This is a genomic window from Pseudomonas sp. 51_B, from assembly GCF_017491595.1.
Taxonomy (GTDB): domain Bacteria; phylum Pseudomonadota; class Gammaproteobacteria; order Pseudomonadales; family Pseudomonadaceae; genus Aquipseudomonas; species Aquipseudomonas promysalinigenes.
Genome location: NZ_JAFGYW010000001.1, coordinates 500,999 through 515,901, shown reverse-complemented (window position 1 = coordinate 515,901; position 14,903 = coordinate 500,999). Strand labels below are relative to the sequence as shown.

Annotated in this window: 18 protein-coding genes and 1 pseudogene; all 19 read left to right on the top strand. The window is 61.6% G+C overall.

What is annotated here, in order from left to right; genetic code table 11:
* Nucleotide 1: 1 nt before the first annotated feature.
* The 19 genes and pseudogenes from J5M56_RS02365 to J5M56_RS02280 all read left to right on the top strand — a co-directional run bounded on the left by J5M56_RS02365 (nt 2) and on the right by J5M56_RS02280 (nt 14,883).
* Nucleotides 2-208: a hypothetical protein gene (locus tag J5M56_RS02365; protein WP_207869456.1), complete on the top strand. Its 207-nt coding sequence runs from the start codon at nt 2-4 to the stop codon at nt 206-208.
* The gene (locus J5M56_RS02360) at nt 205-1,686 is read left to right on the top strand and encodes a phage portal protein (protein ID WP_207869454.1); all 1,482 of its coding nucleotides are present in this window, start codon (nt 205-207) and stop codon (nt 1,684-1,686) included. The genes J5M56_RS02365 and J5M56_RS02360 overlap by 4 nt, the downstream gene beginning before the upstream one ends.
* The gene (locus J5M56_RS02355) at nt 1,683-2,834 is read left to right on the top strand and encodes a head maturation protease, ClpP-related (RefSeq protein WP_207869452.1); all 1,152 of its coding nucleotides are present in this window, start codon (nt 1,683-1,685) and stop codon (nt 2,832-2,834) included. The genes J5M56_RS02360 and J5M56_RS02355 overlap by 4 nt, the downstream gene beginning before the upstream one ends.
* The gene (locus J5M56_RS02350; protein ID WP_207869450.1) at nt 2,831-3,178 is read left to right on the top strand and encodes a head decoration protein; all 348 of its coding nucleotides are present in this window, start codon (nt 2,831-2,833) and stop codon (nt 3,176-3,178) included. Before J5M56_RS02355 ends, J5M56_RS02350 begins: the two co-directional genes overlap by 4 nt.
* Nucleotides 3,179-3,241: 63 nt before the next feature.
* Nucleotides 3,242-4,237, top strand: coding sequence for a major capsid protein (locus J5M56_RS02345; RefSeq protein WP_207869448.1), 996 nt, complete (start codon nt 3,242-3,244; stop codon nt 4,235-4,237).
* A 2-nt stretch (nt 4,238-4,239) separates the two neighbouring features.
* Nucleotides 4,240-4,554, top strand: coding sequence for a hypothetical protein (locus tag J5M56_RS02340; protein WP_207869446.1), 315 nt, complete (start codon nt 4,240-4,242; stop codon nt 4,552-4,554).
* Nucleotides 4,551-5,213 (top strand): hypothetical protein, encoded by a 663-nt coding sequence (locus J5M56_RS02335; RefSeq protein ID WP_207869444.1) that lies wholly within the window; start codon nt 4,551-4,553, stop codon nt 5,211-5,213. Before J5M56_RS02340 ends, J5M56_RS02335 begins: the two co-directional genes overlap by 4 nt.
* On the top strand, nt 5,206-5,736 hold the full coding sequence (locus J5M56_RS02330; protein WP_207869442.1) for a hypothetical protein: 531 nt from the start codon (nt 5,206-5,208) through the stop codon (nt 5,734-5,736). Before J5M56_RS02335 ends, J5M56_RS02330 begins: the two co-directional genes overlap by 8 nt.
* Entirely contained in the window at nt 5,733-6,293 is a 561-nt protein-coding gene (locus tag J5M56_RS02325; RefSeq protein WP_207869440.1) for a phage baseplate assembly protein V, read from the top strand. Before J5M56_RS02330 ends, J5M56_RS02325 begins: the two co-directional genes overlap by 4 nt.
* Nucleotides 6,294-6,334: 41 nt before the next feature.
* Nucleotides 6,335-6,544 carry a hypothetical protein gene (locus tag J5M56_RS02320; protein WP_207869438.1) on the top strand — a complete coding sequence of 70 codons (210 nt, stop codon included), beginning with the start codon at nt 6,335-6,337 and terminating at the stop codon, nt 6,542-6,544.
* 3 nt (nt 6,545-6,547) lie between these two features.
* Nucleotides 6,548-6,874, top strand: coding sequence for a GPW/gp25 family protein (locus tag J5M56_RS02315; protein ID WP_207869436.1), 327 nt, complete (start codon nt 6,548-6,550; stop codon nt 6,872-6,874).
* Entirely contained in the window at nt 6,871-7,758 is an 888-nt protein-coding gene (locus tag J5M56_RS02310; RefSeq protein WP_207869434.1) for a baseplate J/gp47 family protein, read from the top strand. Before J5M56_RS02315 ends, J5M56_RS02310 begins: the two co-directional genes overlap by 4 nt.
* Entirely contained in the window at nt 7,758-8,366 is a 609-nt protein-coding gene (locus J5M56_RS02305; protein WP_207869431.1) for a phage tail protein I, read from the top strand. The genes J5M56_RS02310 and J5M56_RS02305 overlap by 1 nt, the downstream gene beginning before the upstream one ends.
* Nucleotides 8,359-9,156, top strand: a pseudogene (locus J5M56_RS26670) (phage tail protein); the annotation flags it as partial. The gene J5M56_RS02305 and the pseudogene J5M56_RS26670, both read left to right, overlap by 8 nt.
* A complete protein-coding gene (locus tag J5M56_RS27200) occupies nt 9,157-12,066 on the top strand; it encodes a tail fiber protein (RefSeq protein ID WP_347709412.1) in 2,910 nt (969 codons plus the stop codon).
* A gap of 9 nt (nt 12,067-12,075) precedes the next feature.
* Nucleotides 12,076-12,771, top strand: a complete 696-nt coding sequence (locus J5M56_RS02295; protein WP_207869427.1) for a tail fiber assembly protein — start codon at nt 12,076-12,078, stop codon at nt 12,769-12,771.
* Nucleotides 12,772-12,857: 86 nt separating this feature from the next.
* Nucleotides 12,858-14,024 (top strand): phage tail sheath family protein, encoded by a 1,167-nt coding sequence (locus tag J5M56_RS02290; protein ID WP_207869424.1) that lies wholly within the window; start codon nt 12,858-12,860, stop codon nt 14,022-14,024.
* 13 nt (nt 14,025-14,037) lie between these two features.
* On the top strand, nt 14,038-14,547 hold the full coding sequence (locus J5M56_RS02285; RefSeq protein ID WP_207869421.1) for a phage major tail tube protein: 510 nt from the start codon (nt 14,038-14,040) through the stop codon (nt 14,545-14,547).
* Between the two features lie 30 nt (nt 14,548-14,577).
* Complete coding sequence (locus tag J5M56_RS02280) at nt 14,578-14,883, top strand: phage tail assembly protein (protein ID WP_207869419.1); 306 nt, start codon at nt 14,578-14,580, stop codon at nt 14,881-14,883.
* The last annotated feature ends 20 nt before the right edge of the window (nt 14,884-14,903 follow it).

Genomic DNA, 14,903 nt, shown 5'->3' with positions numbered 1-14,903 from the left:
CATGGCTTACACAAAAGCAGACCTCGCCACCGTCGAGCGCGCGATCGCGCGTGGTGAAAAGATCGTTCGATACTCGGATCGCACCGTCGAATATCGAACGGTCGACGAGTTGATCAAGGCGCGCGAGCTGATCCAGTCCGAACTGGTGAAGGCCGCCGGGCCGCGCTCGCGCGTGACCCGCCTCTACCATGGGGGCAAAGGACTGTGAGCGGACGTTACATGTCCCTCGGCCGTTCGGGCATCTTGGTGCCCGAGCGAATCAAGGCCAGCTACGAGGGCGCCGCCGAGGGAAGGCGCTCATCGGGGTGGGATGCGCCGGACACCGGCGTGAACAGCCTGATCATGCCGGCCTTGCGCAACCTGCGCTCCCGCTCCCGCAGCGCGGTTCGCAATGACCCGTACGCCGCCAACGTCATCGACAAGCGGGTCAGCAACCTGATCGGCACCGGTATCACACCGCATCCGCAGCTCGCGGACAAAGAGGTGCGCAAGGCAATGCAGGTTCTGTGGGAAGACTGGGTCGATGAGGCTGACGCTGATCAGCTCACCGACTTCTACGGCCTGCAGGCCCTGGTGGCGCGCACGGTGGAGCAGTCAGGCGAATGTTTCATCCGCCTGCGCCCGCGTCGGCTGGAGGATGGCTTGGCGGTGCCGCTCCAACTGCAGTGCCTGGCACCGGAGTTCGTTCCACACGACAAGTTCGAGGTGACCCGCTTCGGCAACGTCATCCGCGCCGGGATCGAGTTCAACGGCATGGGCCGGCGGGTGGCGTACTGGTGCTATCGCGTCCACCCCAGCGACAAGTCCTCGCTGAATGTTGGGTACAACCAATTGGTGCGAGTTCCAGCCGAGCAGATGCTGCACATCTTCGAGCCGTTGGAGCCGGGGCAATTGCGCGGTGTGCCGCGCCTGGCGCCGGTCCTGAAGCGCTTGCGCAGCCTGGACAACTTCGACGATGCGGTGCTGTTCCGGCAAGAGGTGGCCAACCTGTTCGCAGGTTTCGTTCGCAAGCCAGCGCCGGAGGGCCGGCCACAGCTCGATCCGCTCACCGGGGCGCCCCTCGACCTTGACCGGGATGGGTTTACCCCAATGGTGGGGCTAGAGCCCGGCACCGTGCAGGAGCTGGGGGCAGGCGAAGAGATCGAGTTCTCGGATCCACCGGACGCGGGCAACAACTACCGCGACTTCATGCGGCAGCAGCTGATGGCTGCAGCAGCCGGCACCGGCTTGCCTTACGAGTTGATGACCGGCGACATGCAGGGCGTGAACGACCGCGCGATCCGTGTGGTGCTGACCGAGTTCCGGCGCCGGCTGGAGCAGCTCCAGTTCCAGGTCTATGTCCACCAGTTGTGCCGCCCTGTGCGCCAAGCCTGGTTGGACATGGCCGTATTGGCTGGGGGGCTTGACCTACCGGACTACTCGCAGCGACGCCGCGAATACCAGCGCACTCGCTGGGTGCCGCAAGGCTGGGCCTACATCCACCCCGTTCAAGACGTCCAGTCCCGGCAGATGGAAATCGCTGCCGGTTTCACCACGCGTAGCGAGACTTGCTTGCGCAACGGGACCGATGCGGAGGTGGTGGACGAAGAGAACGCCGCCGATCTCGCCCGGGCGCAGGCCCTGGGTATCAAGTACAGCACTTTGTCGGCGGTCGATGACGATCCCGACGAGAAGGAGAAAGCATGAAACCCCTGCAACCCATCCGTATCTTCAACAAGGCCCCTGTGCCCCAGCCAGAGAACCAACAGCACTGGTATCGCATCACTGCAGCGACCCAGGCCGAAGGTGCTGCTGACGCCGAATCCGCCCCGATCGAGATCTACATCTACGGCGAGATTGGTGGCTGGGGCATCACCGCCAACCAGTTCATCCGCGACCTAAAAGCGATCGATGACGGTGTCTCGCCAGTGGAAGTGGCCTTCAACACCAACGGCGGCGACCTGTTCGAGGGTGTGGCCATCCATAACGCGCTGAGCCGCTTGGGCGAGCGCTGCACCGCTCGGATCGATGCCTTGGCGGCGAGCGCAGGTAGCGTTGCGGTATGCGGTGCTCACCGGGTGGTGATGGCGTCGAATGCGATCCTGATGATTCACAACCCATACACCTGGATCGAAGGTGATGCCGAGGAGCTTCGCCGGGTGGCCGATGTGCTCGACCAGGCTTTCGAGGTGATCATCGCTGCTTACAAGGCCAAGTCGCCTGACATTGATGAAGCCGAGCTGCGCCGCTTGGTCAACGATGAAAGTTGGCTGACGGCCCAAGAGGCCCTTGCGCTCGGGTTGGTAGATGAAATCGGCAGTGGCGTGCAGGTGCGCGCCTGTCTGGGCAATGGCGCGGCCATGGCCCGTTACCAGAAAACCCCGCAGGCGTTGCTCGACCAGTTGGCCAGCAAACCACCGGCAGATGACCCGGCAAAGCCGCCTGCGCCGCCCAAGCCTGATGTCGCCGACTCCACGGCGCTTGCACTGATGATCACACAGAGCTGCGCCAAGGCCGGCATCGGTAACTTGGCTGAAACGCTGATCGCTTCGACCAAGCTGACTGACGCAGTAACGGTGCAGGCGGCACTTACGACAGCCAAGGACGTACACGATCTATGTGTCGCGGCGCGATTGCCCGAGCTTACAAAGGAATATGTCACGGCTGGCCTTGACCCTGATGCGGTGAGAGCTCGGCTATTCGACAAGCTGGTCAGCTCCGGCAGTGGCTTTGAGATCAACAACGCCCTGCCGCCTGCCGACGACGAGCAGGAAGCGATCAAGGCTCAGCTACCCAACCCATCCAGCGTTTGGGCTGCCCGCCGGCAGGCCGCCACTAAAGGAGCACGACCATGAGTACCATCCAACAAGAACCGGTCCACGCCGGTGAGTTCCTGCTTTCTGAAGGTGCGGGGAAGATCTCCCGTGAAGCCATCAACATTGTTGCTGGTCCGGCCTTAGTTGCTGGCCAGTTGCTTGGCCTAGTCACTGCGAGTGGTGAGTTCGCTCCCTACAATCCTGCTGCTGAAGACGGCAGCGAGAATGCCGTCTGCATCCTCTTCGCCCCACTTGGAGAGTCGGATGTCTTGCGACGTGGTCGCGCTGTGGTGCGGCTGGCTGAAGTCGCCGAGGCGCTCCTGACTGGCCTCGACGGCGATGCGGAAAAGTCTCTGGCGGCGAATTTCATCATCCTGCGTTGACCTGACACTTTTTCTTCTCTCAACCCCGCCCCCGAGCGGGGTTCTTACTTTCTGGAGTACCCCATGGCTGAGATTGCCATTTTCCAAGACGATGCGTTCAGTGTTGCTGCGCTGACCGCTGCTATCAACGAGCAGGAATACGTGCCAGGCCGACTGGCCGCCCTCGGGCTGTTCCGTGAGGAGGGCGTTCAAACTCTGACCGTGCAGCTCGAGAAGGACGGCGATACGCTTGCCCTCGTGCCTGCAGGTGAGCGTGGCACCTCCGGCCTGGTGGTTGGCGGCAGCAAGCGTAGCCTGATCCCATTCAACACCATCCACCTGCCGCAGCGTTTCTCGATCAAGGCGGACGAGATCCAGGGTATCCGCGCCTTCGGCAGTGTGACCGAGCTGCAAGCAGTGCAGAGTGTGGTCAACAAGCGGCTGGCTAAAGCCCGGAGCCAACTGGATGCTACCCATGAGTTCCACCGCATGGGTGCGATCAACGGCCAGGTGCTCGACTCGAATGGCACTACGGTGCTGCTGGACATCTACAAGACCTTTGGTGTTGTCCAGCAGAAGCAGTCGATGAGCCTCAACGATCAGAACGCCAACATCCAGGTTCAGTGCGTGGATGCGCTGGATCTTCAAGAGGAGGCGCTCGGCAACGTCACCACTACCGGCTCGCGTGCCTTCTGCGGCAAGACGTTCTGGAAGAAGCTGATCGCCCACTCGTCGGTTGTCGAAACCTACAAAGGCAGCCAGCAGGCTGCCGCGCTGCGGGGTGATGGGCGTGAGTCGTTCGAATTCGGCGGCATCAGCTGGGAGCGATATCGCGGCAAGGTGGGCGGCAAGGCATATGTCCCCGACGACGAGGCGCGCCTGGTTCCCGAGGGCGTGTCGGACCTCTTCCTCTCCATCTATGCCCCGGCGGACTACATCGAGACCGTCAATACCGAGGGGCTTCCGTACTACAGCAAGATCGAGGAAATGCGATTCGGTAAAGGTGTCGACGGCGAGGCGCAGTCCAACCCGCTGCACATCTGCACCCGTCCACGTGCTGTCATCCGCCTGACGCTCTGATCATGGCGTTCCGAGACCTGCTCGGCCAAGTGGATGAAGTTGTCTTCGACGTCCTGGGCGATTCGGCGCAGATCGACGGCCGCCCCGTTCTCGGGATGTTCTCGGCACCCTGGTTGCAGCCCAAGCTCGGCCAGATCAGAACCGCGCTGCGGGAGCCACATCTGGTCATCCGGGTTGGCGATAACGCTGGTGTCGAGGTGAGGCAGCGGGTCGTGATCGAGCTCCCGCCAGAGGATGGCGGCGGCACTTACACCATCGCCGGCATAGAGCCTGGGGGCGATGGGCTTGTAGCGCTGATCTTGAGGAAGACGGTATGAGTGTCAGTTCCTATCACAAGCAGTCTGCCAGCAATGGAATGATCTCGCTGCGACTGGATCCAGAGGGTGTCAACGGCTTCGAGGAGTTTACCAGGCTGTTCCCCAAAGCCGCCCAAGCGGCCCAGCGGCGGGCTATCAACAAGACGCTGCGCTGGCTTCGAATGCACATCGCCCGCGATGTAGGCAGGCAGGAGCGCATTGCTATCGCGGCGGTGAGGCAGCGGCTCAGGGCATTCCCAGTATCTGGCAACGGCCAGGGCAGGCTTTGGTTCGGCATCAACCCCATCGAAGCCAGTCGAGCTGGCCGGCCACGGCAGACTCGAACAGGCGTGTCAGTGGCCGGGCGCAAGTATCAGGGCGCGTTCTTCAAGACGGTGTACGGCGGTAAGCCGGATATCTGGATTCGTACCGCAAGCAAGCATTTCGACTTAGACGACTATCCAGAAAGCGAGATATCAGGGGGCGGTGGTAGTCGTTCTGGTTGGATCTCCGAGAACGACAGTCGCTTCCCGCTGGCAAAGGCAAAAATCTCCTTGGAGGAAGTACGGCCACACTTCGACAGCTGGACCGGCCGCGCTCATGAGCGCTTGGTTGCAGTAATGGAGCAAGAGTTGAACTTTGAATTGCAGAAGTATCTTCGGAGGTCAGGCCATGGATGATGAACCCATCCCTCTCAGTCAGATTTATGCGGCCATCGAGCAGCACATCAGGGACGCCATTCCAGGCTTGGAATACGTTGGCACCATGCCAAGCGGTATCGAAGTTGTCCCCCCTCCGGCCATTGTGCTTGAGCTGGCAGGTTTTGAAACCGCTGATCAGGACCCAGGTACCGGCCAGGCTGCGGTAGATGCCCGCTTTGAGGCCCGTGTTCTAGTTCCTGGAGAGGATCAGGACTGTCTACAAGTGGCAGCCTTCGTTGCTGCCCAGTTAGCCGTCTTGCTCAGGATGCAGTCCTGGGGGTTGCCGTTCGGGTTTGCTGAGTTCTTGCGAGCCGAGCGCGACTGGAGCCGACCTGAGCTGGATAGCTTCGCAGTTTGGGTGGTCGAGTGGACCCAGGTTATCCACTTAGGGGAGGAAGACTGGCCGTGGCCGAAGGAGCCCGGCCCAGTGCTGTTCGGTTTTGATCCGCAGACTGGACGCGGGCACGAAGGCGACTACACAGCGCCGGGGGACATGGCATGAGCTACGTTGCGGCCCAGCACGACCGCATGCTGGCTGGCTTAGTTATTCCCTGCCGAGTGGTTGCTGTCGATCTGATGGCCGCTATGGTGCGAGTCTCCGATGGAGGCGATTGGAGCAGTGCATGGGTCCGCTGGCATGCCCAAGCCGCTGGCAAGGCTCGCCACTGGCGTGCGCCGAGCCTGGGCGAGCAGGGTGTGCTGGTCAGCCCGAGCGGTGAACCGGCGCAAGGCACCTTCATCTCGGGATTGTACGGAGATGCCGGTGCCCCGCCGGACAACCGCGACCACGTCGAAACCTGGCGCTTCGACGACGGCGGCTCGTTGATCTACGACTGGCAGGCCAAAAGCTACACCATCACGCTCCCCAGCGGCACCGCCCGAGTAAAGGTGGGTGGCACCGAGGTGGTGATCTCCGACAACGCTATCACCGCTAAGTCGGGCACCATCGATCTGACCGGGGCGGTAAAGATCACTGGCACTCTGATGGTCACGGGTGACATCAATGGTGGCGGCAGGATTATCGACACAGCCGGCAACACGGCCAACCACAAACACTGATAGCCCGCCCAGCGCGGGCTTTTTCTTGCCCGGAGGGGCGTATGAATACCAAGAAGCCCAATGCCGCGCCCAGCGTTTCGGCAGGTGTGACCTTTCGCGACAAGACCCATACCTCAAGGTCGTTATTCATGCCTGGCGGACGCGAATTGAAGGTGGTCGGCGGCTACTTACTGATCGCGGAGGGGGACGAGGATGCGCTGGCCTATCTGGGGCGTAGGCGTGACTTCGAGCAGCTGAGCCAGGCGGTGTAACCCATGATCGGTATGGATCGCCGCACGGGAAAGCCGCTGTCGGGCCTGGCCCACTTGCGGCAGTCCATAGAGGACATTCTGACCACGCCAATTGGCTCGCGGCGCATGCGCCCTGAGTACGGCAGCAGCCTGCGCCGGTACGTCGACCTTCCGGTAAATGAAGGGTGGAAAAGCGCCGTTCAGGCCGAGGTGGCTCGGTCCCTTGGGCGCTGGGAGCCGCGCCTGAAACTGGAGCGGGTCAAGGTGGTTTCGGTCGTCGGTGGGCAGATAACCCTGCAGTTGTCCGGGGTGTACCTGGGCGACAGCGCGATACTGGAGGTAAGCGCATGACGATCGATCTAACCGCGCTACCGGCGCCGGCTGTACTGGAGACGCTGGACTTCGAGGACACGTATCAGGCTGAGCTGGCCACGTTCAGAACCTTGATGGAGACGGACGGGCAGGAGTGGTCAGCCCCGCTGGAAAGCGACCCGGTCACCAAGTTGATCGAACTGGGCACCTACCGGCGCCTGCTCAACCGGGCGCGGGTGAATGACGCCGCGAAGGCATTGCTATTGGCCTACGCCACGGGGGCAGACCTTGACCAGCTGGCGGCCAATGTGAGCCTGCAGCGACTGGTGGTGCAGGCTGAGGACTTAACCGCAGTGCCGCCCGTGCTGGCCGTGCTCGAGGAGGACGATGCCCTACGCGAGCGGGTGCAGCTGGTCTACGAGGGGCTGACCACCGCCGGGCCGCGCAACAGTTACATTCTGCACGCACGCAACGCCTCGGGCCTGGTGGCAGATGCCACGGCCGAAAGCCCCTCGCCGGCGGCGGTGGTGGTCACCGTGTTATCGCTCGAAGGTAACGGCACAGCCGAGGCTGACTTACTGGATGCCGTGTCAGCCTATTTGAATGACGATGATGTGCGCCCGGTGGCGGATCGCTTGAGCGTGCAGAGCGCGCAGATACTGCCGTACACCATCAGTGCCAAGGTGTACATGGCGGGTAACGGCCCGGAAAACGAGGCGATTCTGGCGACCTGCCGCGAGCGCTTGCAGGCATGGGTCAACCCGCGCCGCCGCTTGGGCGTGGAGGTAGCCCGCTCCGGGGTTGACGCCCAGTTGCACATCAACGGGGTGACCCGTGTCGAGCTGACCGGCTGGGCTGATATCAAGCCATCCAAGGCGCAGGCAGCCTGGTGTGAGGGCTTTACCGTCGTGCGGGGTACGTGATGGCCAGTCTATTGCCCAACAACAGCACGCTGTTGGAGCGCGCCGTGGAAGGCGCGGACACCGAATCAACCGCCATCACCTTGCGCACCTTGTACAACCCCGACACCTGCCCGGCGCACCTGCTGTACCAGCTGGCGTGGGCGTGGTCGGTGGACCGTTGGGATGACGAGTGGCCCGAGGCGACTAAGCGTTCGGTCATTAAGTCGTCGTTTTACATCCACAAGCACAAGGGAACCATCGGCGCGCTGCGCCGCGTGGTGGAGCCGTTCGGGTATCTGATTCAGGTGGTCGAGTGGTGGCAGATGGCACCCGCAGGCGTGCCCGGCACCTTCGCGCTCAAGGTGGGGGTTTCCGATACCGGCATTGGGGAGGACACCTATCGCGAGCTGTCAGCGCTCCTAGATGACGCCAGGCCGGTGAGCCGGCATATGGTCGGCCTGGAAATCAGCCTAGAAGCCAACGGCCACTATTACCTGGGCGTGAGCGTGAGCGAGGGCGACACCTTGGAGGTGTACCCACCGATACCGCGCGACATTGTGGTCACTGGCGTGATTGGACGCGGCGGCCGCGAAACCACTATCGACACACTGGACATTGCACATGGTTGACCAGAACACGCAGTTTTACGCGATCCTCACGAATGTGGGCGCGGCCAAGCAGGCCAACGCTGATGCCCTGGGCATTGCTTGGAAAATCACACAGATGGGGGTGGGGGATGCCAACGGCACCGATCCGACCCCAAACGCCACGCAGACTAGCCTGATCAATGAATGGCGCCGGGCGCCGCTCAATCAGTTGAAGGTCGATGAAAAAGACGGCTCGATCATCGTCGCCGAGCAGGTGATTCCGGCCGATATCGGCGGCAAGTGGATTCGCGAGATCGGTCTATACGACGAATCCGGCGACTTGGTAGCGGTGGCCAACTGCGCGCCGACTTACAAGCCGGTGCTATCGCAGGGCTCGGGGCGCACACAGGTGCTGCGCATGAGCCTGGTTGTCAGCAGTACCGCGAACGTGCAGTTGAAGATTGACCCCAGTGTGGTGCTGGCCACCCGCGAGTGGGTTACCGAGGAACTGGCCCGTCAGGACTTCAAGCACTCGGTAGTGGCGGCCACCACGGCCAACATCACCTTGAGCGGTCTGCAGACCATCGACGGCGTGGCGCTCACGGCTGGCGCCCGTGTTCTGGTCAAAAACCAGACCGCAGCCAAGGAAAATGGGCTATACGAGGTCGTGGCGGGCGCGGCGTGGACGCGTAGCGCGGACGCCAACAGCAACGCCAAGGTAACCCCCGGCTTGCTGGTTTTGGTGGAGAAGGGCACGACGAACAGTGATAGCGCGTGGCAGCTAGTTACCGACGCGCCGATCACCCTTGGCGTAACGGCGCTGACGTTTGAAATGGCATTCGGTCGCACGGGCGTGACTGCTGGTACATACCGCAGCGTGCAGGTCGACAAGTACGGGCGCGTGGTTGCTGCGACCAATCCGACTACCGTCGCGGGATACGGCATCACGGATGTTTATACCAAGTCAGAGACTTATACCAAGGCTGAGGCCAATCAGGCGATCAAGACCGCTGTTGACGCTGCAGTCAATGGGCTTGTGGCTTCTGCGCCGGGCGCGCTTGATACCTTAGACGAGTTGGCCGCTGCCCTTGGCGACGATGCCAACTTCTCGGTAACCATGCTCAATAAGCTGGCTGAGAAGGCGCCGCTGGCATCACCCAAGTTCACCGGCTCGCCAGAGGTGCCTACGCCGACGGCAGGAAGCACCGGCCTGCAAGCGGCCAACATGGCAGCTCTGGTCGCGGCCCTATCGGCGGCGTCTCGTTCGTTCAAAGCAGCAGCGATTGGCGTTTCTACAAGCCTCACGCTGACAGCCGCGCAAGCGGGTAACGCGGTGCAGTTCAATAACGGGCCGCTTACGTTGACATTGCCGGCGGTTGCAGACACAGGGAACGGCGCTTCGTTCATGTTGCGCAACCCCTCTACGACTGCCACGCAGACGCTCAACGTAGCTTCGTCGGGGTCCATTGTCGAGGCAGGCAGTACCGTAGCCAGTACGTTGATCAAGCCGTCGGAATGGCTGGAAGTGGCCGCGTCCAGCTCTTCCTGGTTTGTCGTCGGACGTGGAAAGCTCAAGGAGGTCGCCGAGATCGATTCGCCGGTGTTTACCGGTAATCCACGGGTGCCGACCACGGCAACGGACGACAACAGCAAGAGCGCCGCTAACACCGAGTTTGTAAAGGCGCTCCTAAAGCTGTACGGGTTGGGAGAGCGCTATGCAGGGGTCATTATTGATATTGATGATCCGACCTTGGGTAACGGATGGTACGCGGTAACCCTGGCGACCACGGCAGGGGTAAAGCCAGCAGGGCAGACGTGGGGCACCGTTTTTGTGGCGGGCCGCAGCAACACGCCTGGTACAAATGGCCGCGTCATGCAAACGTTCTTGGCGACAGACTCGGCGGTGGCTCGTCAGATGTTCCGCACCTATTTCAACGGCGGCTGGACCGCGTGGGAGGAGACTTCCACTCTGACCGCTTTGCAATCCGCCTTAGCCGCTGTTGGCATCGGGGTGACAGGGGTTCCGCCTGCTCTGGCCGATATGGATAGCGCTACAACCCCGACAGGGTTCTACCGCGTTTCATCGCCGACAGGCTCCTTGCCTGCTGGCGTGTCGCGCTACGGTACGGTGTTGGTAGAACGCTATGCGGCGGCCAACATACGGCAAACCTTCAGCCCGGTGGGGGGCGGAGAAGGGAGAGAGTTTTCGCGCACGCTTGGCTCTGCCGGAGCCTGGCTGCCCTGGGAAGAGTCCGCCAAGTTGGCTAGCCCCGCCTTCAGCGGTGATGTTGGCGTGCCCACGCGGGCAACGGCGGATCGCTCGGCCAATGCCGCGAGCACGCAATTCGTTGCCAACCTGCTGGGCTCGCTGGGCTGGGGGACCAGTGATCTTGCCGATCTGGCCAGCGGTGTCGATCTGAACACCCTCAACGCAGGGGGTTCCTATCAGGTCAATTCGGCGCTGAATGGACCCTCCGGGTTCCCCACTGGCGTGCTATTTGTAGTGGGTACTAATGCCCAGAACTACACGCATCAGCTGTTTTTCCCGCAAGGCGTAAACCGGATGTTCCACCGCTGCTCAAGCGGCGCAACCAGTGGTGTGGTGAATTGGAGTGCATGGGAGGAGGTTCCTGATCTCACTACGGTTAATGCGCTGATCGCTGCTGCTGGCTGGGGTGTCACCCGGCTGGATGCAATTGCCACCGTGGATGACGTTACGCTCAAGAATGGTATCTACGCTGTAGGAACCACCACCTTGGGTGTTAAGCCGGCGAACCAAACTTACGGGGTGCTTGAGGTAAAAGGTCGCACCAATAGCGCGACCAGTACGCGCGTAACGCAGGTGTTTCACGTTACGGAGGGCTTGGTCGCTCGGGCATTTGAGCGGACGGCCTACAATAACGAGTGGGGGGTATGGCGTGAGAGTGCCTTTACCGATAGTCCAACCTTTACCGGTGAGGTGGTCGTCAAAGGTGGCAACGTTCTGCGCTATATCAACCAAGCGGAAACCTATGGGCTTATCAGTCGGGTCGACAATACCAGTTACTACCTGTTGGTAACCGACTCTGGGAGTCCAACTGGCAGCTACAACGCCTTACGGCCTTTGCAGCTGGATTTTGCAACAGGCCAGCTCCGGTTCAATCATGGCGCCACTGTCGCCGCGCCGGCGGATGACGACAACAGCACCCGTGTGGTTAATAGCGCCTGGGTCAAAAAGAAGGTCGATATGGCCGCGCCTGCGGGGCAGGTTGCGCACTTCGCGCTAAGCACACCACCAGCAGGATGGCTCAAGCGAAACGGGGCGGCCGTATCGCGCACGGCATATGCGGCGCTGTTCGCAGTCATAGGGACGACGTTCGGCGCTGGCGACGGTTCGACCACCTTCAATGTGCCGGATGACCGGGAGCTGATTGATCGCTCATGGACCGATGGCCTTAACTCGGCTGACGCAGGCCGGGCGCTGTTCTCGACCCAGGCGGGCCAGCTCGAATCTCATATCCACACCGGCACCGCGCTTTCTGGCGGGGCGCACACCCACACCGTGCCCAACAAGCGCGAATACGTCGACTCGGTCACCACCGCGAGCGTCAACGCCGTGTACGGCGATGAAATTCGCGAGGGCACTGATACGACGACAACTTCGTCATCCGGTACGCACTCGCACACCCTGTCGATCAATGCCACGGGCGGTAATGAAACCCGCATGGCCAACCGGGCCTATCTGGCCTGCATCAAGTATTGAGGAACATTCATGGCTAACGACCCTGACGAGCTGATCGAAGTGCCGGCACCGCTGGAGCTGGCCGAGGTGCTGCCTTGGTGGCAGCAGCCGGGCATAGAGCCGCCAAAGGTGTGCAATGTGCATCGGGGTACAGGTGAATATCTTTGCGTATCAGAAGCTGACCCCAGCCCGTTGGAGCCTGGCGTGTGGTTGTTCCCTGCCTATAGCTACCAGATCGACCCGCCCGTGCTGCAAGCAGGTATCGCCGCGTTGATCAATCGTGAAAACACCGGCTGGGAACTCGTCGCTGATCATCGCGGCGCCACGGTTTACACCACCGACACCGGCGAGCCCCGGCAGTGGCTGGCACTGGGCGAATTGCCCGAGGGCTACACCCTGCACGCCCCGTCGACGGAGTTCGACAAGTGGGAAGGCGAGCAGTGGGTGCCCGACGAGGCCGCGATTGTCGAGGCGGCGCGCATTGTGGCGTACCGAACGCAGTCGCTTGCGTCCCAGTTCGCCACCGCACGCATCAACACGCTGCAAGATGCTGTCGACCTCGACATGGCCACCGAGGCAGAAGCGGCCGCGCTTACTGCTTGGAAGGTCTACCGGGTCGAATTGAACCGCATGGATATCACCACCATGGCACCGGCCGATGATGACTGGCCTGCCAGTCCCAACGACGAAGCACTAGCCGCCTGGCTGGCTTCGCAAACTGAATAAGCGCCCCGCACTGCCGGGGCGTTTTCTTATCCGTTGTACCCCAAGGCCCCGCATGCGGGGCTTTCTCATATCTGGAGCATGACTTTATGAGTGGTTTTTTTCACGGCGTTACCGTAACGAGCGTCGACACCGGCGCCCGTAGCATTGCACTGCCGTCGTCCTCGATCATTGGCTTGGTGGATACCTTCACCCCTGGCCCCGATGCCACGGCCAAAGTAAACGACCTGGTTCTGATCACCAGCGAGCGCGAAGCGGTGGCGGCCTTCGGCACTGATTCGGCGATTACCAAGGCTTGCCGGGCAATTTACACCCGCGCTAAGGCAGTGATTGTCGCCTGTGGCGTGGCCAAGCTCGCAGATCCGGCAGAGCAGGCTTCGGCCGTTATCGGTGGTGTGCTGGCCGATGGCACCCGCACTGGCTTACAGGCGCTGCTCGATGGCAAAAGCCGATTCAACGCCCAGCCGCGCCTGCTGGTCACCCCCAAGCACAGTGCGACGCAAGCTGTGGGCACCGCTCTGGTAGCGTTGGCCGACAAGCTACGCGGCATTGCCATCATCGACGGCCCAAACACCACTGACGAGGCGGCGACCGCCTATGCGGCCGGCTTTGGTGCCAAGCGCGCCTTCCTGGTTGACCCCGGCGTGAAGTACTGGGACACCACCGCCGATGCAACGGTCGACGCGCCTAGCTCGGCCTGGGTCGCCGGCCTGTTCGCCTGGACCGACAGCGAGTATGGCTTCTGGGCCTCGCCGTCGAACAAAGAGTTTGTCGGCATCACCGGCACTGGCCGCGCTATTGAATTTCTCGACGGCGACGACACCTGCCGGGCCAACCTGCTGAACAACGCCAACATCACCACCATCATCCGCGACGACGGCTTCCGCCTATGGGGCAACCGCACGCTGTCCAGCGATCCGAAATGGGCATTTGTCACCCGCGTGCGAACTATGGATATCGTGATGGACGCGATCTTGTATGGCCACAAATGGGCGGTCGACCGCTCGATTACCGCGACCTATGTCAAGGACGTGACTGAAGGCCTGCAAGCGTTTATGCGCGACCTGAAAGCTCAGGGCGCAATCATCAACTTCGAAGTGTACGCGGACACCGAGCTGAACACTGCCAGCCAGCTTGAGCAGGGCAAGGTGTATTGGAACATACGTTTCACCGACGTGCCGCCTGCCGAAAACCCCAATTTCCGGGTTGAGGTCACCAATCAGTGGCTAACCGAAGTTCTCGACAACGCCGCCTAAGGAGCGAACTTACATGGCAATGATTCCCGAAACCCTGGCCAACCTAAACCTGTTCGTCGATGGCATCAGCTTTCAGGGGGATGTGCCCAGCCTGACCCTGCCCAAGCTCACTATGAAGATGGAGGAGCATCGGCCGGGCGGCATGGACATTCCCGTCGAGCTAGACATGGGCATGGATAAGTTGGAGGCCAGCTTCACTACCACGGGTGTGCGCCGTGAGGCGCTCAAGTTCTTTGGCCTAGCCGACGGTACCGCCTTCAATGGCACGTTCCGGGGCGCATTCAAGGGCCTGAAGGGAGCCATCAAAGCCGTCGTCGTTACCCTGCGCGGCACCCTTAAAGAAATCGACATGGGTGACTGGAAGCCAGGCGACAAGGCAGAGATCAAGCACGGCATCAGCCCCACCTACTACAAGCTCGAAGTCGACGGCCGCATGGTCTACGAAATCGATGCCCTGGGCATGAAGCGTGTCATCGACGGCGTCGACCAGTTGGCCGCGCAGCGCTCTGCCCTCGGTCTGTAACCCCATCTAACGAACTTAAGGAAACGAACCATGACCAAGCCACTGTCACCGCTGCCAAAGTATCTGCGCCTCGAGGCCGCCAGTGTTGTCGTTACGCTAAGCAAACCGACCGAGTTCAATGGCGTAACGTCGGACACCATCAGCCTGCGCGCACCGACCGTTCGGGACATCCGCGCAGCGTCGACCACTGCCAATGGCGATGAAGAGCAGGCGGAATTGAACCTGTTCGCGAGCCTCGCCGAAGTCGGCACTAAGGACTTGGAGGGCATGGCGCTGAAAGATTACACCCGCTTGCAGACTGGATACTTTCGCCTGGTGCACGACGACGGGATTTGATGCCAAGGTCCAGAAGGTCT

Bases quoted from the DNA above. Each gene is read 5' to 3' on its own strand.
- J5M56_RS02365 (WP_207869456.1), top strand. From the start codon at position 2: ATGGCTTACACAAAAGCAGACCTCGCCACCGTCGAGCGCGCGATCGCG.
- J5M56_RS02355 (WP_207869452.1), top strand. From the start codon at position 1,683: ATGAAACCCCTGCAACCCATCCGTATCTTCAACAAGGCCCCTGTGCCC.
- J5M56_RS02350 (WP_207869450.1), top strand. From the start codon at position 2,831: ATGAGTACCATCCAACAAGAACCGGTCCACGCCGGTGAGTTCCTGCTT.
- J5M56_RS02345 (WP_207869448.1), top strand. From the start codon at position 3,242: ATGGCTGAGATTGCCATTTTCCAAGACGATGCGTTCAGTGTTGCTGCG.
- J5M56_RS02340 (WP_207869446.1), top strand. From the start codon at position 4,240: ATGGCGTTCCGAGACCTGCTCGGCCAAGTGGATGAAGTTGTCTTCGAC.
- J5M56_RS02335 (WP_207869444.1), top strand. From the start codon at position 4,551: ATGAGTGTCAGTTCCTATCACAAGCAGTCTGCCAGCAATGGAATGATC.
- J5M56_RS02330 (WP_207869442.1), top strand. From the start codon at position 5,206: ATGGATGATGAACCCATCCCTCTCAGTCAGATTTATGCGGCCATCGAG.
- J5M56_RS02325 (WP_207869440.1), top strand. From the start codon at position 5,733: ATGAGCTACGTTGCGGCCCAGCACGACCGCATGCTGGCTGGCTTAGTT.
- J5M56_RS02320 (WP_207869438.1), top strand. From the start codon at position 6,335: ATGAATACCAAGAAGCCCAATGCCGCGCCCAGCGTTTCGGCAGGTGTG.
- J5M56_RS02315 (WP_207869436.1), top strand. From the start codon at position 6,548: ATGATCGGTATGGATCGCCGCACGGGAAAGCCGCTGTCGGGCCTGGCC.
- J5M56_RS02310 (WP_207869434.1), top strand. From the start codon at position 6,871: ATGACGATCGATCTAACCGCGCTACCGGCGCCGGCTGTACTGGAGACG.
- J5M56_RS02305 (WP_207869431.1), top strand. From the start codon at position 7,758: ATGGCCAGTCTATTGCCCAACAACAGCACGCTGTTGGAGCGCGCCGTG.
- J5M56_RS27200 (WP_347709412.1), top strand. From the start codon at position 9,157: ATGGCATTCGGTCGCACGGGCGTGACTGCTGGTACATACCGCAGCGTG.
- J5M56_RS02295 (WP_207869427.1), top strand. From the start codon at position 12,076: ATGGCTAACGACCCTGACGAGCTGATCGAAGTGCCGGCACCGCTGGAG.
- J5M56_RS02290 (WP_207869424.1), top strand. From the start codon at position 12,858: ATGAGTGGTTTTTTTCACGGCGTTACCGTAACGAGCGTCGACACCGGC.
- J5M56_RS02285 (WP_207869421.1), top strand. From the start codon at position 14,038: ATGGCAATGATTCCCGAAACCCTGGCCAACCTAAACCTGTTCGTCGAT.
- J5M56_RS02280 (WP_207869419.1), top strand. From the start codon at position 14,578: ATGACCAAGCCACTGTCACCGCTGCCAAAGTATCTGCGCCTCGAGGCC.